This is a genomic window from Streptomyces sp. WAC03905 (genome assembly GCF_057371075.1).
In genome coordinates, this window is sequence record NZ_JBXYDZ010000004.1 from 89,566 (window position 1) to 110,902 (window position 21,337).

Genomic DNA, 21,337 nt, shown 5'->3' on the forward strand with positions numbered 1-21,337 from the left:
AGCATTGCTCTGCGCGCGGCGGTAGGCCCGCGTTTGGTTAGGGTGCTGTCCGGTTGAGAGGGGGACGGGTGTCTGGGAGCGTAGCTCGGGTGATCGTTGTCCTGCCTGATGGGCAGGAGCTGAGGGCCCCTCTGTATGAACGGCGGCGTGCTGCCTGGGGCTGGCAGTACCGGGTGGGCATCGCGGGCTGGGCGTCTGGCAGCAGTAGCCGTGCGGAGTCCGTTGAGCAGGTGGTCTGGCTGGATGCGCGTCTTGTCCGGCCTCTTGTCGGCGGCGACTACAGCCAGGTCCCCACCCGTACCACTCCGGCCGACGGCCGGCAGGTGTGGACGGTGCAGGATCTTCCCCACCGTCCAGGTCATCCCGGAGCGCGCCTGATCCACGTCATCGGCTGCCAGCCCCACGCCACCCCCATCACTCTCGATCAGGCACTCGACATCCTCCGCCAACCCCGCACGGTCACCTGCCTCGAATGCCAGGCAGCCACCTCCCTGCCCACCGCAAACAATCCCCAGCCCCCCGAACCGCCGGACCGCCCTGCGCTGTAGAGCGTGTCCCGGGGTGTTTGGGCAGGCAAGATGGGCGTATGAGCGAGGACGCGTTGGAAGCAGCACACCAGGCCTACCAGGCGGCGCAGGAAGCGCTGCACACCGCCCGGCGAAAACTGGCCGAGGCCGTGCTGGACGCCTATGCAAACGGTGAACCGGTCGCCCGGATCGCCGAACGCACCGGCCAGAGCACCATCACCGTCTGGAACTCCCTCGCCGCCCACGGCATCACCCACCACACCCGCGTCAACGGCTCCACCTGAATCCCACAGCCAACATTGCGAAGCATCAAAGCCGGGTCTGTCCCGGGAAGGTTTCCTCTGTCCCGGCCGAAAAGACACCGTCGGGCTTTCGGCCGAAGCAGAGGACCTGCAAGCCGGCACCATGACGGCCTCCCTTGCCGACTGCACTGTGCCGGACATCCGCCGCCCCGCCCCCTGTAGTTGAACGCCTGGTGCAGCCATTTGTCACCGTTGTGATGAGGCTGAGTGCCCCTGGTGTGCAGGCGATGCGGAGCGTTTGGTGTTCGGTCAGAACAGGGACATGTCTGCGCCGCTGGTGTCGGCGATGACGGGCCTGGATTGGGCGGGGAGGCCGTCCAGTCGGTCCGGGCCGGCTGCCGCGGCCAGTTCGGGGGCGGTGGCGGCCAGCCAGACACCGAACCGCCCGACCGCCTCCCGGTAGGGCACCTGTGCCAGGACTCGGTGCTCTCCGGTGGGGCAGAAGTCGACGGAGACGGTGAGCAGGCAGGAGCGGGGTGTGTTCTGGTTGCCGGTCCAGGAGACGCGCAGTACGCCGCAGGGTTTGCGGGTGCGGCCTTGTGAGTGGGTGGGGCGCAGGGTGCGGCAGGAGGTGTGGGCGGTCCATGCGGCGAGGTGGGGCAAGGGCAGGGTGGTGCGGGCGCGGCAGCCGGGGCAGCGGTGCCAGTGCTGCAGCCAGACAGCATGGTCGGTGTCGAAGAGACGCTGGTAGCGGCCGGCGACGCGGATGTCGTTGTCATACAGGTGATCAGGGCGTTCCGCTGTGTTGCAGGAGGAGCAGACCGGTGCGCGGACGTAGCCGTGTTCATGGCAGTGATCCAGAACCACAGCCGGCGCAGTGCCGCAGACCGTGCACGCCCACCCGGCGACCTGGTGGGACATACCGGGCTTCCTGGCCAGGACCGTATACAACTGGCCTGTCAGTTCCCCCGCGTACGGGCGCAGCGGACGGGTGGGGCTGTCCGTACCTGTCGTAGGCAGGCTGTGGGTGGCTTGCTGCCCAGGGCGGGAGGGCTGTGCGGTGGCAGGTGTACTCGGGTGGGTTTGTGTGGTGTGGAGCCATTGGGTTTCGGTGTGCTCGGCAGCGTCCAGCAGCCTGACCACGGCGCGGGGCAGCCACCACGACCGCTCTCCCCCGTCACGGGACCGTTCCACCAGCAGCGGCCACCAGTTAACCCCGGCGAGGTGAGGCTGCACTGGAGGATCACCTGCAGCTTGCAGTTCGTGGCTGATGCGCTGGCGCCATCGCCGCAGCGTTCCACCGGTTCGGCTCTGCTCCGGAACATGAGGGAAGGGGCCGATGCGGACCAGATCCATGGCGTCCATCTCCACCGTGTTCCATGATCCAGCAGCCCGACGCACCTCCGTCTCCGGCACCCCCCACCGGCCGTCTCCCGCTTGCACCAATCCCACCACGCAGGTGCCGAGCACCACATACCCACCCGCCGGGACGTCTGGAGGGAGCGGGGTGAACACCGCTGAAGCGGACGGAACTGCGCTGCCGACTGTCAACCGGGCCCACAGACCGTCCGCAGCAGCCAGACTGAGCAGGCCATTGGCACCGCCCGGGGCGACATGCTCCGACATACCCCAAAGACTAACGACCGGCACCAGCACAGCGACAACCAGTGCTCCGCGCCGGGATCGAGAGCATGCAGCCCGCGATGGCGGGCGAGAGAAAAACGCGGGAACGAAAGAAGCCCGTCCTTAAGACCGTGTCCTATGTGGTGAGGTGGACGTGGCGCTTGTAGCAGCAGAGGGCTGCGGCGAGGCCGAGGAATGGCAGGTAGTTGCGGGGGTGGCGTTTGTAGCGGTGGTTGAGTCGGCGGTAGCCGGTGAGCCAGGACATGGTCGGCTCGATCACCCACCGGGCGTCTTCGAGCCGTTCCGATGGCTCGATGCCCTTGCGTGCGATACGGACTCCGATCGCTTCCCGCGTAACCGTTTCCGCAGCTCGGGTACGTCGTAGGCCTTGCCGGCGTGCAGACGCCGGGGTTTGAAGTGGCGGCCGCGGTGGGGGTCGTGTCTCGTTTGGTTGCCCGTGATCATGGGTTTCAGCGCGAGGCTGTCGTGGGTGTTGGCCGCGGTGACGCCGACGAGGAGGGGCAGTCCGGCCGCGTCCGACAGGACGTGCATCTTGGAGCCCGGCTTGCCTCGGTCCACGGGACTCGGACCTGTGAGTTCGCCCCTTTTAGCGCGAGCATGAGCAGAGTCCAGGACCACGCGGGACAAGACGAGGAGGCCGGCGTCGTCGAGGCGGTGCAGGATCCCCTCGTGCAGCCGACCCCACACGCCGGCCCTCGACCAGATCAAGAACCGGCGGTGAGCCGTCGACTTCGATATCCCGAAGCACGGCGGCAGTGACCGCCAGGCACACCCGCTGACCAGCACGTAGATGATCACCGCGAACAACGTCTCATCAGGCGTATCCGGTGTCCCACCACCCTGAGACCGCACCTTCGACGGTGGGATCAGCGGCTCCGCGATCTCCCACAGCCCATCCGGAACAATTCAACTCCACCTACCCCGCCCCATACCGACAACAACAACGCCTCACCACATAGGACACAGTCTAAGGGGCCGGGCGCGCCGTCGCGGGCATAGGGCCCCTCGCACCCGGCACCCTGTATACCCCACTCTGCCATCCCGGCCACGCTTCGCCGGGCTCAGCTGGTGGGGGTGCGAGGAGGCGGCACGGGGGGCTGGGTGCGCTGGTGGGCTGCTGTGGTGGCCCTGCAGCTGCGGTGGGCCGCTATCCCGTACTCGGCAGGGGTGCTCTGAACCAGATGTCGGTGCAAGTGCTGGATCGCCTGATCGAGGGTGAGGCTGAGGCGGGGGCGTTTGCCGTTGCGGACGGCGGCGATGGTCTGGGTGGACGTGCCCAGACGGGCCGCCAGGAAACTCGTCGGCCAGCCCCGCTCCGCAAGCTCCTGCAGACACCCCGCACTGGCGGCAGAGGGCGTCAGCCCTGCACGGTGACGCCTGCCCGGCATGCCGGCCAGAGAAACGCCCAGGACCGCCTCAGCCGTGGTGCGGTGAACGAGCGGCTGCCCGTCCGGGGGAAGGCGCAGCAGACGGCGCACGAGAGTGACCGACACCCCCGCGACCGCCGCGATATCACCTGCCGACCAACCGGCCTCACGCAACCTCACAGCATACGCCGCCGCATCGACAGCAGGAACCCTGGCAGGACGCCCCGCCCGAAGATCCCGATTGCGCCGGACACGGTCCCGGTATGCCGCAGCCCTGCACTCCGGCCGCCTGCACCCGTAACTCGCACACGACGGACTCCCATGCCGTACACGCGACCGCACCGGCCGCACACCCCCGCTTCCCCGTCCGGAGGCCTCTCCCGTGCCAGACACCGGCACAACCCGCCCAGAATCTCCCACCACCACAGTCCTTCCTCCCACACCCAAGTTTCGCGCCAGGACGACACATCCCAACACCCGGCCGCCCTCGCGCAACACACCCGCCCCATTGCGGGCTTCTCGGACAAGGCAACGCAGCCCGTCCTGGGAGCCCGCACCCGGCACGATGAACCCGGAGAAAACCGACAAGAGCGGGAGAAGACCGGTGCGCACGAAGGACGGCCCGGGAGAGACGAAGACTAGGGCGCGTATTGGGTCGTGATCAAAGGTCGGTCCGGGTGAGGTCTTTGATCCAGATCATGGCGGCACGGAGGTGGAGGCCTGCGAGGTAGCTGCGGGGTTCTTGTCGTAGCGTGTGGCGATGCCTCGCCAGGCCTTCAGCTTGTTGATCAGGCGCTCGACGGTGTTGCGTTCCTTGTAGAGGTCGGTGTCGTGGGTGACTGGCCGGCCGCCCCTGCGGCCTTTGTTCTTCCGGTTGGCGGCCTGGTCCTTCTTCTCCGGGATGACTGCCTTGATCCCGCGTTTGCGCAGGTAGGAGCGGTTGTCGCGGGACGAGTAGGCCTTGTCCCCGGCGACCGCGCCGGGCCGGGTGCGCGGACGTCCGGCGGGCCCGCGGACCCGCACCTTCTTGAGCACGGGGATGAACTGGGGGCTGTCCGCGGCCTGCCCCGCGGTCAGGTCAGGGCCAGAGGCCGGCAGCGGCGGTCGGCAGCCAGGTGGATTTTGCTGGTCTGCCCGCCTCGCGATCGCCCGAGCAGAGCTGCTTTCAGACGGAGCTTGCGCCGTCGCCGGACGCGCCGTCGCTCGGCCCGGCCGGGATCCCCGGCGTTGCCGTGTCCGTCTTGTTCCGCCGTGTCGCCCCTTTTTTTGCCGGGCCGCCTCCGCCTCGAGGGCGGCCTTCTCCAGAGCGTCCAGAACCTCCTTCTCTAAGCGCATCCCGGCCGCGTCGTGATGGGCGCGGACCGTCGTGGAGTCCACGCTGACCAGCGACATGTCAGCCCTGCCCCGCCCAGCCGCCTCGGCGATCACGCCTTCCAGCAGTCCCTCAAAGACCCCGCCGTCCCGCCACTGCCTGAACCTGTTGTGCACCGTGGACCAGGCACCGAACCGCTCCGCCATCTCCCGCCACTGCGCTCCCGAACGAAACTTCCAGATCACGCCCTCGAACTGCTCCCGCAGCCGCTCGGGATACGGGCCGTACTCACCAATCGGCAGATACGGCTCGATGAATCCCCACTCATCGTCCGTCAGTTGCGCACGCGTCACACGCACCGGACTACCGGATCCACCCCCGCAGCGAGGGCAGATCCGACAAACCGATCACGACCCAATACAGGCCCTAGGACTTTGTCCGGCCGATCAAAAGGTGACAGCGCCCGTGGCCGCGCTCTTGTACCTGAACCGGACCGAGTTTCAGAGGCGCGACCGCACGAATTCTGACCTGGAACTACGGGCAAGCAGCGTCTCACCTTCGAGCATCAACTGCTCACACAATGGAGTACCAAATACTCGCCACTTGAGAAGATATTGTATGTCTAATGATCTAGGTCGTTTTCTCAATTAGGAGAAATTATGTCGAAGATCATGTCTCGAAAGTTGATGACAGTGGTGGCCGCGGGGGCTGCGCTGCTCGCTGGTGTGCTTACTGCATCTCCTGCGCAGGCCTCATACGGACAGTGGTATGGCGGAGGCTATTCCTCGCTGGGTTACGCGAACCAAAGTGGATGGAATCAAGGAGGTTCCCAGCCTGGCTACTGCCATGAGATTCACTGGAGGGCAGATATTAAGCAGCAGGGCGCCGGATCGTTGAGCATCGAGATGTTCCAAATGATTGGCGCAGGTGTTTCCCGCACTGTCGATAACGGCTATCAGTATTCTACTCACAGCCGATACCTGACGCCCGGCTGGACCACGGACCGGATCGACAGAAACCCGAATTGCTGACGCCTTCTAGTTAGCGAATCCTAATGATGGCGCAGCAGTGCGCGCTCAGCGCGTACTGCTGCGCCACTCGCAAAGCAGTGCACACGGACCGCGCAATAGAACTAAATTTGACATCAAGCGTGTGAGGTGCAGGTGAATTTTGAAGTGAACTTGCTGTCTGAAGCGGTGCGCCCCCGAGCAAGGGCACTTCGGGCGTTAGCTGCAGTCGTGGCGTTTATGTGCGCATCGACGGGATGCTCGGACCGCGGTTCTTCACCAACTACTCAAAGCGTTCCACCCACGTCCGGTAAAAGCTATCCGCGAGTGAGGCATGCCGAGAATTTACACGAGCTCGTGGAAATCTGCACACGCGCCGTACCCTTCGCAGGAAACGCCCCGTATGACGGGTTGCCTGGCAAAAAACATCCGGCAGTGCTGCTGATCAAAAAGACATCCGACCTATATAGCATGAACGCCGATCCGGAGCTTTATCGGGACAACCTGCTACTTGATTCTCTTCCCGAGAATGCCCGGAAGGCTGAACTCATTTTCTGTGCAGAGCGATTCGAAGGAGCAGCTACCGAGACGCGCTGCGACGCCATAAATGAGAAGAATAAAAAAACCAAACTCACCGTTCACGACGCTCAATATCGCGTCCGTTTACTGGAAGTTGCCACGGCGAAGGTAATTGCAACGCGAGAGATAGTAGGCCAGTTCAAAGATTGCCCCTCGCGCGTTTATAGCAGGGATGGAAATGCACATTACAGTGAAATGTCAAAAGCTGGCTTGCGTGAATTTTTGACTGCTTTCGTCGCTCCCTGAGTAGGCCATAATAGGGCCTGTCCAGTAAACGGTGTAACCGGTTTGGTTGTTGAGGTCAGATTCGGTTGTGGGTGAGGCGTCCGTCGAAGGCGATGTCGAAGGCTTGGAGGGCTCGCTTCCAGCGGGTGGTCCAGCGTTTGCGGCCGGCGCCGGTCGGGTCCAGGGACATCACCGCGAGGTAGACGCACTTCATGGCGGCGTTCTCGGAGGGGAAGTGGCCGCGGGCTCGCACGGCCCGGCGGATGCGGGCGTTGACGGACTCGATCGTGTTGGTGGTGCAGTGGATCCGGCGGATCTCGGCGTCGAACTGCAGGAAGGGGATGAACTCGGCCCAGGCGTTCTCCCAGAGCCGGACGATCGCTGGATACTTGGTGGCCCATTCCTCGCAGAACTCCAGGAACCGGCTGGTGGCGGCATCCTCGGTCGGCGCGGTATAGATCGGCTTCAGTGCTTTCGCGATCTTGTCCCAGTCCTGGCGGGCGGCGTAGCGGAACGAGGCCCGCAGCGGGTGGACGACACAGATCTGCACGACGGTCTGGGGCCAGACCTCGCCGACCGCGTCGGGCAGGCCCTTCAAGCCATCACAGATGAGCATCAGGACGTCTTCGACGCCGCGGTTTTTCAGCTCGGTCTGCGCTCTTCCTGCCGGCGTGCCCAGGGCCGGCTGGCTGCGTAGGTGGCAGCGGAGAACGTTTGTCGTCGGGTACGGAGAACAGTTGCTTGGCCGAGAGCGGCGGGATGTTGTCGAGTTTCGGGAGCGCTGGGGCGACACGGCGATGGTGGCAGGCGTCGATCGTGTGCCAGCCGTCATGCATCTGCGGGCCGGTTGTCGTACCTGGGTTCTAGAGTCCGGCACATGTCCCGCCACACTCCCAACCGTCCGGTGGATGTGGAGAGCCTCTTTCCTGAGCTGCTCCCCTCCCGCCGCGAGTCCGTCCGCCTGCACCCACGTCCCGGTTCTCCGACCTGCAAGGACAGTTCCGTCGGAGGTCCATTGCTCTGGCCTGCCGCGGAACCATGGCCGGTGTGCCGGGAAGAGCACCACGCCACGGTCGCCGGGGGCGATCCGGAACCCGCTGTACCCCTCGTTCCCATCGTGCAGGTCCATCGTGTCGATGCGCCGGGCGTGCCCTTTCCCAAGGGGACGGACCTGCTCCAGGCCTTGTGGTGCCCCTACGCGCACGGCGACTTCTGCTACCCCTTGCCCCAGGTCCACTGGCGGGACTCTGGCGCCATCGGCGGCGTACTGCCCACCCCGGAACCGGCGGCCGGGCTTCCCGAGAACTGGTACCCGGCTGCCTGCGTGGTTCACCCCGAGAAGGTGACCGAGTACCCGAGCTGGGATCTTCCTGATGCCGTCTACGACGCGCTGAGAGACCGCTTCGACACGCTGCTGGCAGAAACCGGCATGCGGTACTCCTACCACCTCGCGGAGGCCCCAGGGATCAAACTAGGCCCCGCACTACGCCGCACCGGACGCCGGCCGACATCGAGGCGAGGGTCTGTGAACTGCGTCGGGCACGCAAACTGGGCCCCGCAAGGATCGGCCCGGTCCTGGGATTGCCGGCCTCGACCGTCCACCGGATCCTGACCCGGCACGGTCTCAGCCGGCTGGCCTGGTTCGACCGTCCCACCGGCACAGTGATCCGCCGCTACGAACGCGAGCGGCCCGGCGAACTCGTCCACGTGGACGTGAAGAAACTCGGCCGGATCCCCGAGGGCGGCGGCCACCGTGCCCTGGGCCGCGAGGCCGGCCGCAGAACCAAGTCCGGCGTGGGCTTCGACTACGTCCACTCCGCCATCGACGACCACACCCGGCTCGCCTACAGCGAGATCCACGGCGACGAGAACGTCGCGACCTGCGCGGGCTTCCTCGCCCGCGCGGCCGCGTTCTTCCACAGTCAGGGCATCACCCGCATCGAACGGGTCCTGACGGACAATGCCTGGGCCTACCGCAAGGGCCTGGCCTGGAAGGCCGTGCTTGCCGACCTCGGCGCGGCCGGCAAGCTCACCCGCGCCTACCGGCCACAGACCAACAGCAAGATCGAACGCTTCAACCGCACCCTGCCCGACGAACGGGCCTACCAAAAGCCCTACCAGTCGAATAACGCGCGGACCCAGGCACTGACAGACTTCCTCCACACCTACAACCACCACCACAGCCACACCACACTCGGCGGACACCCACCCACCAACCGAATCAACAACGCTGCGGATCAATACACCTAGATCTTGCGGAGCAGCGTCGACTTCCCGGCGCCGCCCATTCCGTGAAACATGATCACGTTGGTGCAGGGGCTTCGAGGTCTTCGACGTTGATGCCGGGGCCGGCCACCTTCTGGAGGTGCTCGCCGAGGGCGGCCGCGACCACCGTCCACTGCTGCTGGCGGTTGGTGAAGGCTCCCCCCCTCGAACCCGGCTGGATCGTTGGAGCTAAACAGCGCACGCAGGTCGGCCCCGGTCGGTCCCACCACCAGACTGAAAAAGGCTCACTGCATAATTTTGTTACGCGCACTCATTCAATAGCCCCATCTATCCGCACTTGCATAATCATATACGACATTTCGGAAAATTCCCTATCGGGTATTTTTTAAGCTATCCGCAGAGGTGAGGCGATACAATGGTGCTTGCGTGTCCAGCGACTCTAGTTTCGCGATCGCGGCCCCTTCGTTTACGATGAGGGTTCGCTCTGCCTATTTTTATCTGGAAATTAGACTGCGAGGATGATTTCAAGTGGGTACTTCAAATGTGCTGCGCGCTAGGGCTGTTCGCGCAGCCAGCACGGCCTCCCTCGGGGCGGCTATGATCCTAGGACTTTCCGCCCCATCGGCTTCCGCTATTGATGGTATGCATACTAGCCTTCGGGTCGAAGAGGCGTGTAATTATTGGACTCAGGCCTGCAGTAATACCCTTTATTATCACGTGGAACTGGCCACAGATGCCGGTTTAGGCTACTTAATCAACGGCGGTAAGATCCAGGTTAGCTTCTACGGGAGCGATCCACTGTCGGACGATCACCTTTTCACTAAGACCTACTATCCTTCTCCGAATAACACTCCTGCCCCTAATTCACTTTGGGCGGATAGTGCCGGTATTTACCTAAATGGAATTTTTAGCGCCCCTGATGGCGGGGCGCTAAACGAAGACACTCCCGATGGCGATGAAGTCTTTCTCGTAATCAAGTGGATTGATGGGGACGGTCGCGTGACTTCTCAGAAGACTGATAAAGTCTCAGGCAACTTCTAGTTACTCTGAAACGCCCCCTATTTTAGGTAGGGGTTCCTGAGTCTCAATTTTGGGTTCGTTCGCGTATGTGGCGGACGAACCTGAAGTTGAGCACGACTGCGGGTCGCGTCCGTCGGGGCGCCGTGTCGTGATGCGTCGAAGTTTCAGCGTATCGCCGTTATGGACGCCGGATCTCCTGTCGACCATCAGCGCAGGTAACCGACGCCCGTCTGCATAGGTGGGTGATCCCTTGTGGGCGCTCTTCGCCGTGATGCTTCGGGCGTGCATTTCACTATTTGGTACTTGTTGCCATGGCGGTGCAGTCGGCGTGGATTATAAGGTGTGCGGTTGTGCCGTCACTGTATGCGCGGGATTTTCAGTGCGGGTTCGGTGATCAGGTGGCGAGGAGTGCCGAAGCTTCGTTCAAAAGATCTGGGGCGTCGCGGAACAGGTCGCTGGGATCGGTCACGGTTCACTCCTGGCAATTGGTTACGTAGTCAGCCTGAGTAGTCGCGCGTTAAGGCATCCGGCCGGCTACTGATCATCGGCCAGGCCGGCACATTGTGGGCATCGATATCGATGCCAATGTGTGGCGCCGTGCATGGAATTATACAGGATGATCATAAAGTACTCCGACTTTCCGTCAATGCATCAGTGTCCAGTTCGTATTCTTTGCGACGGCCACTTTTTCAAATTTTGCACCTCAACGATTGCCCTGTCCGTGGCAGCCAGGCAACCGTTGACTGCGGTCTGGTGTTGGAAACGTCTCGAGCCCCTCCGGAGACCATGGACAAGATCCTCAAGGTTTCGCCCTGCTGACACTCACCTCGACCATCGCGGCGTCGGCGCTATCCCGGGCAACTTGCCGATCCACAGGTTTTGACGATTACTCTCGGTCGGACGCGCTCGACGGTGATGCCGTGGGCGGTGAAGAAGCCGTTTGCCCGCTGTCAGAAGCCGATTGGAATGTGCTGGCGCTCGTCGGACAGTACTTCGCTCTAGTAGTGCTTTGTTAGGTTCTGGTTCTGCTGGTCGGCAGGGTTCGGCCGCAGGTGGTGCAGGTGCCGGCCCAGCACCGAAGCAGGTCCTGAAGGGCATCGAGGACCTGGTAGAGGCTCAGGCTGGCATCCGGACTTTTGGGTCGAGCCGTCGCAGGGTGAGGAAGGCCTGGGCGGCGGTGACGAGGGTGACGTGGTGATGCCAGCCGCGCCAGGTGCGGCCTTCGAAGTGGTCCAGGCCCAGGCCGTGCTTGAGCTCGCGGTAGTCGTGCTCGATCCTCCAGCGCGTCTTCGCCCACCGCACCAGATCAGCGACCGGAGTAGTCGGGGGCAGGTTCGTCATCCAGTAGCCGGTCGGTTCGGCTGCTTCTGCGGGCTGCTCGACGAGCATGGTCCGCAAGGGCAGCAGCCCGTCCCAACGACTGCGTCCGCCGGCCTGCTCCTGAGCCGTGCGGGTGGCTTCCTTCCCCGAGGGCCGTACTTCGATCACGGCGAAGTACGAGGTCATCGCGCCTTTGCTGCCCTGCCGCCAGGTGACCTCCTCGAACCGGGTGCCGGTCTCGACAAGGCAGGGCAGGGGCCGGGCCGCCTCGCGGTAGCGGGGCAGCGTGGGCGGCCCCAGCCCGCCATAGACGGGCTGATGAGGCTCAGCCGCCGCGGGCCGGGCGACCTCCTTGGGGTCAACGGCCACGACATAGGACCAGCCGCGCTCCTCCAGAGCGAGCCGGAAGGAGACGCTGCGGCCGTAGCCGGCATCCGCCACGATCATCGGCACTTCCAGCCCCTGCTCGGCCAGCCGCTCCAGCAACCCCAAAGCCAGACGGGTCTTGGAGGCGTGCCCGACGTCGTCAGGGACCCCGGCCCGCCGGCGCCGCCGGTCATCGCGCGCCCACTCCTCGGGCAGGAACAACTCCCACTCCAAAGGGCATGAAGCGGTGTCGGTGGCAGCGTGCACGCTGACCGCGACCTGGCAGTTCGCCCGCTTGCCCAGTGCTCCGCAGTACTGTCGGGCCACCCCCGCCGACTCGGTGCCGCACTTGGGGAACGACACGTCGTCGACGACCCACACCTCGGGCTGGATCACCTCGCACAGACGCTCGGCGATCCGCTGCCGCACCGGCAGCGGATCCCACGGCGACTGGTTCACAAACTGCTGCAGAGCCTGCATGTTGCCGTCCGGCAGGCGATCGGCCATCGGCTGGATCGACTTGCGCCGGCCGTCGAGCATCAGTCCCCGCAGATAACACTCGCCCCACCGGCGTTGATCCCGCCGCGGCAAGGACCCAAAGACATCGGCAACGAACTCCGCCAACTCACTCCGGAGTCGTTCCACCTCCCCCAACCTCATGCGCACAAACTACCCACGAGCAGGCAAGATCACCCGACGTAACGAAGCACTACTAGCTCATGCTCCACCGCCGCCTCGCCCGCGACTACGAAACCCTCCCCACCCGCTCCGGAGCGCTGGTCAACCTCGCCATGACCGACCTCATGGCCCGCCGCCTCACAGAAGAAGGCCGCCAAACATCCCATCCCGGGATGAACGGCGGCCGACCACCGGCGGTGGTGTTCGTACACGTTCTGCCAGGGTCCGTAGTGTTCCGGCAGGTCACGCCAGGGGCCCTGTTCGTATCCCATTGAGCACACCGTTGATGGTTCGGTGGGTCGGTCCCACCGACCGCCCGGGTTTCCGGTCTCCGGCAGGAGTGGAGCCATCCGCTTCCGCTGAGCCTTCGTCAGTTCATGCCGCCGCACTATGACGACTTCCTGCCCCACATAGCGTTCGATCCACCGCCCCCGGGCAAAAGCCAACAAAACTGGCTAGGGGAACTATTGTATCCTTGGCCAGATGAAGATCTCCTCGCTTGGATTCCACACGGATTTGATGTTGCTGAAGATGGGCGGCTCGGTGCTTACCAGCCACAGAACGCATCTGGTGGTCCGCACTCCAGCGAACCCCGGTTTCCACTTCGGGAACTTCGTTTTGTTCGATGCTCCGCCTCGGCGAGGCGACGCGTCCCGATGGTCGGCAGTGTTCGAAGCGGAGTTCCCGGAGGCCAACTACCGGGCCTTGGGCATAGATGGTGTCGCCGGGATGGCGGGGGACACGGCGGAGCACCGAGTGCTCGGAGTGACGGTCGAGGTGAGCACGGTCTTGACGGCGGAGCGGCTCGTTTCGCCGGTCGCGGTTCCTAAGACCGAGGTCCGTATGCTGTCCGGCGACGACGATTGGCGTCAAGCTCTGGACCTACACCTCGCCTGCTACGGCCTGCCATCGAGCAGCAGCGATCAGCATTTCGTCGAGCAGCAAATTACTGTCCACCGCCGTATGTGCGAGGCTGGTCACGGAAGCTGGAGTGGTGCTTTCGTCGACGGCCGTTTATGTGCCGGGGCCGGGTTGTTCGCCGACGGCTCGGGATTGGCGCGGTTCCAGAATGTCGAGACTCGTCCCGAGTTTCGTCGCCGAGGTCTAGCCTATTCCGTCATTCAACATGCGGCCCAGTGTGCGTTGCTCAAGCCGGGCATCCGCAGGTTCGTAATCGTTGCGGACCCGGACGACAATGCTATCCGCCTTTATCGGGCGCTCGGCTTCGTGGATACGGAGCGACAGGTCCAACTCTACAAGGCAGGGTGACCCGTCCCGTGGTCACCGCCCTGGGCGCGTAGGTAGGTGGTCGCATGTCGGGTCTGGGAGGAGGTTTTTCTGCGTGGGCTGGAAGCGTTGGGACTCAGTCTCGGTCTGGATCGATGGATACTCGTGACGACTCGCCTGCTCACGATCCCGAAGCCCTTAGCTTGGCGGGCGTTGCCCTGGGCCTGTTAGGCGTGTCCGTCGGCGGTCATCCGCTCATTGCCGGGCATGCGGCCTATGGACTCCTTGGCCGTGCCGTTGGCCCATCTCGATGTGGGCGACCAGCCCGCGCTCTGACGTGCTTTTAGAACCCGTAACAGAATGGGGCTGGTCCAACCTGGTGGTGCGCCCGAAGATCTGGTTGGCCACCATGAGCCCTGACAGATTTCGGGGGGCGGAGCAGAGGGTACGCAGTGGATTTGATCAGTCTCTCGGGGAAGGAGTTCCTCACCAAGCTGGACAAGGAAGTACCAGCTGATCTGCAGGTTCATCTGGATCCTGGACAACTACGCGACCCACAAGACGCCCGACATCAAGAAGTGACTGCTGGCCCACCCCCGTTTCCACCTGCACTTCACGCCGACTAGGTGTGTTGTCCCGGGACGTTGGTGACACGCGTGCTGGGTTCTTGAAATGGGTGAGGGCCTCCGGGTTCGGTGTGGATTGCGACATCTGCACCGGAGACAGGAGGCCCTCGTGGTCCACCGTAATGCCCCGCTGACCGAGACCGGACGACTGCGTCTGGCGCGTTGTGTCGTGGACGACGGCTGGCCCCTGCGGCGGGCCGCGGAACGCTTCCAGGTCAGCCACACCACCGCGGCCCGCTGGGCCGGCCGCTACCGGCAGCTCGGCATCGCCGGAATGAGTGACCGCTCCAGCCGCCCCCACCACCAGCCACGAAGGACCTCTGCCGAGATCGAGACGGAAGTGCTCCGCCTCCGCCGGGAACACCGCATCGGCCCGCTGCGGCTGGCCATCCGCTGCCGCATCGCGGCCTCCACCGCCCACCGCATCCTCACCCGGCACGGCCAGCCGCCCCTGGCCACCCTGGACCGGGCCACCGGCGAGCCCGTCCGCCGCTACGAACGCGCCCGCCCCGGCGAACTGATCCACATCGACGTCAAGAAACTCGGCCGGATCCCCGACGGCGGCGGTCACAAAGCTCTCGGTCGGGCCGCCGGCAGCCCGAACAAGGACCGCCGCAACGGCGCCGGATACGCCTACCTCCACACCGCGCTCGACGACCACAGCCGGATCGCCTACACCGAGGACCTGCCCGACGAGACCGCCCCGACCTGCGCCGGCTTCCTGGCCCGGGCCACCGCGCACTTCGCGTCCCTGGGCATCCGCGTCGAGCGGGTCCTGACCGACAACGCCTGGGCCTACAGCCGGAACACCTGGCGCCAGACCTGCCGTGACCTGGGCATCCAGCCCCGCTGGACCAGGCCCTGGCGGCCACAGACCAACTGCGAGGATCTGACGGCGTTCTTCCGGCCGGTCTGACCCACAGACCAACCGGCCATTCGTGCCTTGTTGCCGATGTGTCGCCCGGCCGGGAGAACGTGTGCGGCTGCACCGGCGGACCGCCGGATGTGACCTGATAAGAGCCTGGCTCACGCGCCTCATCGCAGTTGTGTCCCCAGTGCTCCATCGGTGCGGCTCCATCCACATGGACCGCCAGGAGGACAGGTGCCCAGCAGCTCCACCACGAGCGTGACCCTCGGAGTCGACACCCACGCAGACATCCATGTCGCGGCCGCCCTCGACCAGCTCGGCCGGCGACTGGGCACGCTCACCGTTCCCTCGACACCACAGGGCTACGCCTCCCTCGAGTCCTGGGCGGCAAGCATGGGCACCATCGAACAGATCGGTCTGGAGGGCACCGGTTGTTACGGCGCCGGCCTGTCCAGGTGGATGCGGCAGCGGGGTCATCGAGTCTTCGAGGTCAACCGACCTGACCGCCAGACACGACGGCGCCGCGGGAAGTCTGACGCAGTCGACGCCGAGGCCGCGGCACGAGCGGTGCAGGCCGGCGTCGCTACGGCCATACCGAAGACCGGCGATGGTGCCGTCGAGATGATCCGCACCCTCAGGGTCGCCCGCCGCAGCGCGATGAAGGCCCGCACCCAAGCCGTCAACCAGCTCAGATCCCTGATCGTGACGGCTCCCGACACTCTTCGCGAGCGCATCCGCGGCCTCCACCGGTCGGAGCTGATCCGCACCGTCACTCGCTGGCGGACGGGAGCTGAACCGGACACGCTGACCGCAGTCACCAAGCTGGCGATGAGGTCCATCGCCCTCCGGTATCAACAGCTCAGTGACGAGATCGCAGGACTAGACCGTCACCTGCACAGGCTCGTTAGCCAGGCAGCAGCCGAGCTCATGGCCGTCAAGGGGCTTGGCGCCGAGACGGTCGCAGCCCTGCTCATCGCCGTCGGCGACAACCCCGAACGGCTCCGGTCCGAGTCGGCCTTCGCCCACCTCTGCGGCGTCGCCCCCATCCCCGCTTCTTCAGGCAAGACCAGCCGCCACCGCCTCAACCGCGGCGGCGACCGCCAGGCCAACCACGCCCTCTACATGATCACGGTCACCCGCATGGCCTGGGAACCACGCACACGCGCCTACGTCGCCCGCAGGACAGCCGAAGGCAAGACGAAGACCGAGATCATCCGCTGTCTGAAACGGCACATCGCACGCGAGATCTACCGGCTGCCCGTCCCCCGCATCCCAGCCCAGCCGCCGTCCCAACAGGACCTGGCAACCGCAGCCTGACCGTCCTTGACAGCTATAAGAGCATCGGCAAGGTCGAACGCTTCCACCGCACCCTGCTCGAGGAATGGGCCTACCAGCGGCCCTACACCTCAGACCGTGAGCGGATGGAAGCCTTCACCGACTGGCTGCACTGGTACAACTACCACCGACCCCACACCGGGATCGCAGGCCAAACACCAGCCAGCCGCGTCACCAACCTCCCCGGACAACACAACTAGGCCGTTTCTTGGCGATCACCTCGCGGTCCAGATGTGGATGGCCGCGAGGTGCAGGGCCGCCCGGTAGACCGTTGCGGTCTTGTCGTAGCGGGTGGCCAGGCCGCGCCACTGCTTGAGCTTGTTGATGCACCGCTCGACGGTGTTCCGCTGCTTGTAGGCGGTCTTGTCGAACGCCGGAGGCCTGCCGCCCTTGCTACCAAGGCGTTTGCGGTTGGCGATCTGGTCGGCAGGCTGCGAGATCACCGCCCGGATCTTGCGCTTGCGCAGGTGCTCACGGATCGCGCGGGACGAATAGGCCTTGTCAGCCAGCACGACCGTGGGCCGGGTTCTGGGTCTGCCTGTGGGTCTGGCCACTCGGATGGCGGTCATGACCTGTGTGAACGCTGGTGCGTCGCCGGCCTGGCCGGGTGTGACGACGAAGGCCAGCGGGCGGCAGAGGCCGTCGGCGGCGAGGTGGATTTTTGTGGTCAGTCCGCCGCGGGACCGTCCGAGGGCATGGTCGTGCGGCTCGCCGGCCGGGGCCCCCTTTTGACGGGCCCCGGCGGCGTGCTGATGGGCACGGACGATCGTGGAATCGACCGCGACGACCCAGTCCAGGTCGCCGTCGGCGTCGGCCTGGGCGAGCAGCGCGGCGAAGACGCGGTCCCACGTACCGTCGATCGCCCACCTCCGCAGCCTGCTGTAGGCGCCTTTCCACGAGCCGAACAGGTCGGGCAAATCCATCCACGGCGTGCCGGTGCGGTACTTGAACGCGATCGCATCGATCACCTGCCGGTGATCACGCCACCGCCCAGCAACAACTCGATCCGCGCCCACTGCGCGTCAGTCAACGACACACATCAACCAACGATCAGATGATCCGAGAGAAACGGCCTAGGTGTATTGACCGGCAGCGTTGTTGATTCGGTTGATGGGTGGGTGTCCGCCGAGTGCGGTGTGGCTGTGGTGGTGGTTGTAGGTGTGGAGGAAGTCTGTCAGTGCCTGGGTCCGCGCGTTATTCGACTGGTAGGGCTTTTGGTAGGCCCGTTCGTCGGGCAGGGTGCGGTGGAAGCGTTCGACTTTGCTGATGCTCTTATAGCTGTCAAGGACGGTCAGGCTGCGGTTGCCAGGTCCTGTTGGGACGGCGGCTGGGCTGGGATGCGGGGGACGGGCAGCCGGTAGATCTCGCGTGCGATGTGCCGTTTCAGACAGCGGATGATCTCGGTCTTCGTCTTGCCTTCGGCTGTCCTGCGGGCGACGTAGGCGCGTGTGCGTGGTTCCCAGGCCATGCGGGTGACCGTGATCATGTAGAGGGCGTGGTTGGCCTGGCGGTCGCCGCCGCGGTTGAGGCGGTGGCGGCTGGTCTTGCCTGAAGAAGCGGGGATGGGGGCGACGCCGCAGAGGTGGGCGAAGGCCGACTCGGACCGGAGCCGTTCGGGGTTGTCGCCGACGGCGATGAGCAGGGCTGCGACCGTCTCGGCGCCGAGCCCCTTGACGGCCATGAGCTCGGCTGCTGCCTGGCTAACGAGCCTGTGCAGGTGACGGTCTAGTCCTGCGATCTCGTCACTGAGCTGTTGATACCGGAGGGCGATGGACCTCATCGCCAGCTTGGTGACTGCGGTCAGCGTGTCCGGTTCAGCTCCCGTCCGCCAGCGAGTGACGGTGCGGATCAGCTCCGACCGGTGGAGGCCGCGGATGCGCTCGCGAAGAGTGTCGGGAGCCGTCACGATCAGGGATCTGAGCTGGTTGACGGCTTGGGTGCGGGCCTTCATCGCGCTGCGGCGGGCGACCCTGAGGGTGCGGATCATCTCGACGGCACCATCGCCGGTCTTCGGTATGGCCGTAGCGACGCCGGCCTGCACCGCTCGTGCCGCGGCCTCGGCGTCGACTGCGTCAGACTTCCCGCGGCGCCGTCGTGTCTGGCGGTCAGGTCGGTTGACCTCGAAGACTCGATGACCCCGCTGCCGCATCCACCTGGACAGGCCGGCGCCGTAACAACCGGTGCCCTCCAGACCGATCTGTTCGATGGTGCCCATGCTTGCCGCCCAGGACTCGAGGGAGGCGTAGCCCTGTGGTGTCGAGGGAACGGTGAGCGTGCCCAGTCGCCGGCCGAGCTGGTCGAGGGCGGCCGCGACATGGATGTCTGCGTGGGTGTCGACTCCGAGGGTCACGCTCGTGGTGGAGCTGCTGGGCACCTGTCCTCCTGGCGGTCCATGTGGATGGAGCCGCACCGATGGAGCACAGGGGACACAACTGCGATGAGGCGCGTGAGCCAGGCTCTTATCAGGTCACATCTGAGCTTCCCCCGTTGTGCGGGAGGTGCTGATTACTTGGTCAGTGCGGGTGCGGTTGGGTTGGATTCCACCGGTTCGGCCGTCAGCTGTTTGGCGTGATACTTCGCCTCGTACTCGTCAGGGCTGAGCCAGCCGAGACGCTTTTGAATGCGGCGAGTGTTGTACCAGCCGTCGATGTAGGCGAACAGGGCGAGGTCGGCGTCGGTGCGGGTCGCGAACGTCGTGCGGCGCACGCACTCGGTCTTCAGCACGCTCCAGAAGTTCTCCGCCAGAGCGTTGTCGAATGAGTCGCCGACGCTGCCCATGCTCGGCTCGATACCAGCCTTGAGCAGGCGGGTTGTGAGCTTGATCGAGGTGTACTGACAGCCGTGGTCGCTGTGGTGGACCAGCAGTCCGGGCTCGACGGGCCGGCCGTGCAGGGCGTATTCCAGGGCGGTCAGGACCAGGTCGGCGTCCGCCCGTTCCGAGGTGTGCCAGCCCACGATCCGGCGGGAGAACGCGTCACGGATCGTGGCGAGCCACCAGGCGCCCTCGCCGGTGGGGACCAGGGTGATGTCGGCGACCCACAGCCGGTTCGGGGCTGCCGCGGTGAAGTCGCGTCGGACCAGGTCCGCAGCCGTTTTGGCAGCGGGGTCGCGGCGGGTGAAGCCGCGGGGCCGGCGGGGGCTGACGCCCTGGAGACCGGCCTGCCGCATCAGGCGCTCGATGCGCTTGCGGCCGACGTTGACGCCCTCGCGCCGCAGCATCGCGTGGACGCGCGGAGATCCGTAGGTGCCGTCCGATTCGGTGTGGACGTGGCGGATCTGTTCGGTCAGTGCGGCGTCCTGCCGGACCCGGTCGCACGGCTGGTGGGCGGTCCGCCGCCAGCGGTAATAGGTGGAGGCGGGGATGTGTAGTTCCCGGAGGACGGGCTCGGCCCCGAAGCGGTCTTGGTGCTCGTCGATGAGCTTCAGTACCGTCGCCGGGTCGGGTCGAGCTCCTGGGCGAAAAAAGCCGAGGCGGCCTTGAGGATCTCGCACGAGCGCCGCAGTTCGGCGTTCTCTTTCCGCAGCGCGGCCAGCTCCTGCTTCTCCGTCGTGGTCAGCCGGTCATCGCGTTCACCGTGATCGGCCTCGTCCTGGCGGATCCAGTTCCGCAAGGCCTCCGGGTGGACCCCGCTTCCCCGGCCATCCGCCGGATCACCGGCTTCGGGTCCGCTTCGCGGTACATCTGGACCGCCCGCCGACGCAACTCGGGCGGGTACTTCATCGGTGCAGCCATCACACAAGGCTCCCTTCTCACGGCCCATCAGGCCATGAACGGCAACCTTCCGCATGTCGGGGGAACCTCACATCCGGCGGTCCGCCGGTGCAGCCGCACACGTTCTCCCGGCCGGGCGACACATCGGCAACAAGGCACGAATGGCCGGTTGGTCTGTGGGTCAGACCAACCGGAAGAACGCCGTCAGATCCTCGCAGTTGGTCTGCGGCCGGTAGGCGCGGGTGAGCTTGCCGGCCGCGCCGAGGTCGGCAAGCACGGCCTTCCAGGCCAGGCCCTTGCGGTAGGCCCAGGCATTGTCCGTCAGGACCCGTTCGATGCGGGTGATGCCCTGACTGTGGAAGAACGCGGCCGCGCGGGCGAGGAAGCCCGCGCAGGTCGCGACCTTCTCGTCGCCGTGGATCTCGCTGTAGGCGAGCCGGGAGTGGTCGTCGACGGCGGAGTGAACGTAATCGAAGCCCACGCCGCGGACGGGCCGGCCTGCTTCGCGGCCCAGGACGCGGTGGCCGCCGCCCTCGGGGATCCGGCCGAGTTTCTTCACGTCCACATGGACGAGCTCGCCCGGACGCTCGCGTTCATAGCGTCGGATCACCGCTCCGGTCGGGCGATCCAGCCAGGACAGGCGGTTCAGGCGGTGCCGGGTCAGGATGCGGTGGACGGTCGATGTGGGCAGGCCCAGGACCGGGCCGATCCGGGCCGGGCCGAGTTTGCGGGCCTGGCGCAGATCGCAGACCCGTTCTTCCACCGCGGTCGGGGTCCGGTGCGGTGTCCTGTGAGGCCGGCTGGAACGGTCGTGGAGTCCGGCCTCGCCCTCGGTCCGCCAGCGGCGGACCCACTTATGGGCAGTGGGGCGGGATATCCCCATCTCCGCCGCGACGTGCGCGACCGGTCGGCCGGAACGGACACGTTCGATGAGGATCCGCCTGCCGTGAACGGTCAGCCGGGCATTACGGTGGGACACGAAGACCTCCGTGTGGTGCAGTCCTAGACAGCTCCACCACACCGGAGGTCTTCGCCATGTTCAAGACCTGCCAAGTG

The 21,337-nt window shown here is 65.4% G+C and carries 14 protein-coding genes and 9 pseudogenes; 11 read left to right on the forward strand and 12 right to left on the reverse strand.

Features of this window, described 5'->3' with window-relative positions:
- Positions 1–89 precede the first annotated feature (89 nt).
- Positions 90–548: a DUF6233 domain-containing protein gene (locus tag AC2RP6_RS37615; protein ID WP_486450665.1), complete on the forward strand. Its 459-nt coding sequence runs from the start codon at positions 90–92 to the stop codon at positions 546–548.
- Between the two features lie 38 nt (positions 549–586).
- Positions 587–811: a hypothetical protein gene (locus tag AC2RP6_RS37620; RefSeq protein WP_486450666.1), complete on the forward strand. Its 225-nt coding sequence runs from the start codon at positions 587–589 to the stop codon at positions 809–811.
- 267 nt (positions 812–1,078) lie between these two features.
- On the opposite strand, the gene AC2RP6_RS37625 is transcribed toward AC2RP6_RS37620, so the two are convergent.
- The 3 genes and pseudogenes from AC2RP6_RS37625 to AC2RP6_RS37635 all read right to left on the reverse strand — a co-directional run bounded on the left by AC2RP6_RS37625 (position 1,079) and on the right by AC2RP6_RS37635 (position 5,445).
- Entirely contained in the window at positions 1,079–1,690 is a 612-nt protein-coding gene (locus AC2RP6_RS37625; protein WP_486450667.1) for an endonuclease domain-containing protein, read from the reverse strand.
- Between the two features lie 838 nt (positions 1,691–2,528).
- A protein-coding gene (locus AC2RP6_RS37630; protein ID WP_486450705.1) for an IS5 family transposase occupies positions 2,529–3,319 on the reverse strand; the annotation gives its coding sequence in 2 pieces (ribosomal slippage) (positions 2,529–2,734 and positions 2,734–3,319; 792 coding nt in all).
- A gap of 1,122 nt (positions 3,320–4,441) precedes the next feature.
- Positions 4,442–5,445: pseudogene (locus AC2RP6_RS37635) on the reverse strand (IS5 family transposase).
- Between the two features lie 306 nt (positions 5,446–5,751).
- On the opposite strand from AC2RP6_RS37635, the gene AC2RP6_RS37640 reads away from it, so the two are divergent.
- Positions 5,752–6,123: a hypothetical protein gene (locus tag AC2RP6_RS37640; RefSeq protein ID WP_486450668.1), complete on the forward strand. Its 372-nt coding sequence runs from the start codon at positions 5,752–5,754 to the stop codon at positions 6,121–6,123.
- 411 nt (positions 6,124–6,534) lie between these two features.
- The gene (locus AC2RP6_RS37645) at positions 6,535–6,924 is read left to right on the forward strand and encodes a hypothetical protein (protein ID WP_486450669.1); all 390 of its coding nucleotides are present in this window, start codon (positions 6,535–6,537) and stop codon (positions 6,922–6,924) included.
- 55 nt (positions 6,925–6,979) lie between these two features.
- Here the strand turns inward: AC2RP6_RS37645 and AC2RP6_RS37650 are convergent.
- Positions 6,980–7,555 (reverse strand): annotated as a pseudogene (locus AC2RP6_RS37650) (IS256 family transposase); the annotation flags it as partial.
- Between the two features lie 818 nt (positions 7,556–8,373).
- Here AC2RP6_RS37650 and AC2RP6_RS37655 point away from each other — a divergent pair.
- A pseudogene (locus tag AC2RP6_RS37655) lies at positions 8,374–9,153 on the forward strand (IS481 family transposase); the annotation flags it as partial.
- A gap of 693 nt (positions 9,154–9,846) precedes the next feature.
- Positions 9,847–10,170, forward strand: coding sequence for a hypothetical protein (locus AC2RP6_RS37660; RefSeq protein ID WP_486450670.1), 324 nt, complete (start codon positions 9,847–9,849; stop codon positions 10,168–10,170).
- 1,095 nt (positions 10,171–11,265) lie between these two features.
- On the opposite strand, the gene AC2RP6_RS37665 is transcribed toward AC2RP6_RS37660, so the two are convergent.
- A complete protein-coding gene (locus AC2RP6_RS37665) occupies positions 11,266–12,495 on the reverse strand; it encodes an IS701 family transposase (protein ID WP_486444353.1) in 1,230 nt (409 codons plus the stop codon).
- Between the two features lie 56 nt (positions 12,496–12,551).
- On the opposite strand from AC2RP6_RS37665, the pseudogene AC2RP6_RS37670 reads away from it, so the two are divergent.
- Positions 12,552–12,662, forward strand: a pseudogene (locus AC2RP6_RS37670) (IS5 family transposase); the annotation flags it as partial.
- A gap of 90 nt (positions 12,663–12,752) precedes the next feature.
- Here the strand turns inward: AC2RP6_RS37670 and AC2RP6_RS37675 are convergent.
- Positions 12,753–12,863: pseudogene (locus tag AC2RP6_RS37675) on the reverse strand (hypothetical protein); the annotation flags it as partial.
- 133 nt (positions 12,864–12,996) lie between these two features.
- On the opposite strand from AC2RP6_RS37675, the gene AC2RP6_RS37680 reads away from it, so the two are divergent.
- The 4 genes and pseudogenes from AC2RP6_RS37680 to AC2RP6_RS37695 form a co-directional block, all read left to right on the forward strand.
- Positions 12,997–13,782, forward strand: coding sequence for a GNAT family N-acetyltransferase (locus AC2RP6_RS37680; protein ID WP_486450671.1), 786 nt, complete (start codon positions 12,997–12,999; stop codon positions 13,780–13,782).
- A 693-nt stretch (positions 13,783–14,475) separates the two neighbouring features.
- Positions 14,476–15,246: pseudogene (locus AC2RP6_RS37685) on the forward strand (IS481 family transposase); the annotation flags it as partial.
- A gap of 222 nt (positions 15,247–15,468) precedes the next feature.
- Positions 15,469–16,551, forward strand: a complete 1,083-nt coding sequence (locus tag AC2RP6_RS37690) for an IS110 family RNA-guided transposase (RefSeq protein WP_486444386.1) — start codon at positions 15,469–15,471, stop codon at positions 16,549–16,551.
- A gap of 26 nt (positions 16,552–16,577) precedes the next feature.
- Positions 16,578–16,769, forward strand: a pseudogene (locus AC2RP6_RS37695) (integrase core domain-containing protein); the annotation flags it as partial.
- Positions 16,770–16,784: 15 nt separating this feature from the next.
- Here the strand turns inward: AC2RP6_RS37695 and AC2RP6_RS37700 are convergent.
- The 6 genes and pseudogenes from AC2RP6_RS37700 to AC2RP6_RS37725 all read right to left on the reverse strand — a co-directional run.
- The gene (locus AC2RP6_RS37700) at positions 16,785–17,585 is read right to left on the reverse strand and encodes an IS5 family transposase (protein ID WP_486450672.1); all 801 of its coding nucleotides are present in this window, start codon (positions 17,583–17,585) and stop codon (positions 16,785–16,787) included.
- Between the two features lie 57 nt (positions 17,586–17,642).
- Positions 17,643–17,831: pseudogene (locus AC2RP6_RS37705) on the reverse strand (integrase core domain-containing protein); the annotation flags it as partial.
- A gap of 29 nt (positions 17,832–17,860) precedes the next feature.
- Complete coding sequence (locus AC2RP6_RS37710; protein ID WP_486444386.1) at positions 17,861–18,943, reverse strand: IS110 family RNA-guided transposase; 1,083 nt, start codon at positions 18,941–18,943, stop codon at positions 17,861–17,863.
- 131 nt (positions 18,944–19,074) lie between these two features.
- Complete coding sequence (locus AC2RP6_RS37715; protein WP_486444501.1) at positions 19,075–20,061, reverse strand: IS3 family transposase; 987 nt, start codon at positions 20,059–20,061, stop codon at positions 19,075–19,077.
- Entirely contained in the window at positions 19,992–20,357 is a 366-nt protein-coding gene (locus tag AC2RP6_RS37720; RefSeq protein ID WP_486450673.1) for a transposase, read from the reverse strand. The genes AC2RP6_RS37715 and AC2RP6_RS37720 overlap by 70 nt, the downstream gene beginning before the upstream one ends.
- A gap of 141 nt (positions 20,358–20,498) precedes the next feature.
- Positions 20,499–21,260, reverse strand: a pseudogene (locus tag AC2RP6_RS37725) (IS481 family transposase); the annotation flags it as partial.
- Between the last annotated feature and the right edge of the window lie 77 nt (positions 21,261–21,337).

Bases quoted from the DNA above. Each gene is read 5' to 3' on its own strand.
- AC2RP6_RS37620 (WP_486450666.1), top strand. From the start codon at position 587: ATGAGCGAGGACGCGTTGGAAGCAGCACACCAGGCCTACCAGGCGGCG.
- AC2RP6_RS37625 (WP_486450667.1), bottom strand. From the start codon at position 1,690: ATGTCCCACCAGGTCGCCGGGTGGGCGTGCACGGTCTGCGGCACTGCG.
- AC2RP6_RS37640 (WP_486450668.1), top strand. From the start codon at position 5,752: ATGTCGAAGATCATGTCTCGAAAGTTGATGACAGTGGTGGCCGCGGGG.
- AC2RP6_RS37665 (WP_486444353.1), bottom strand. From the start codon at position 12,495: ATGAGGTTGGGGGAGGTGGAACGACTCCGGAGTGAGTTGGCGGAGTTC.
- AC2RP6_RS37680 (WP_486450671.1), top strand. From the start codon at position 12,997: ATGAAGATCTCCTCGCTTGGATTCCACACGGATTTGATGTTGCTGAAG.
- AC2RP6_RS37720 (WP_486450673.1), bottom strand. From the start codon at position 20,357: ATGCGGAAGGTTGCCGTTCATGGCCTGATGGGCCGTGAGAAGGGAGCC.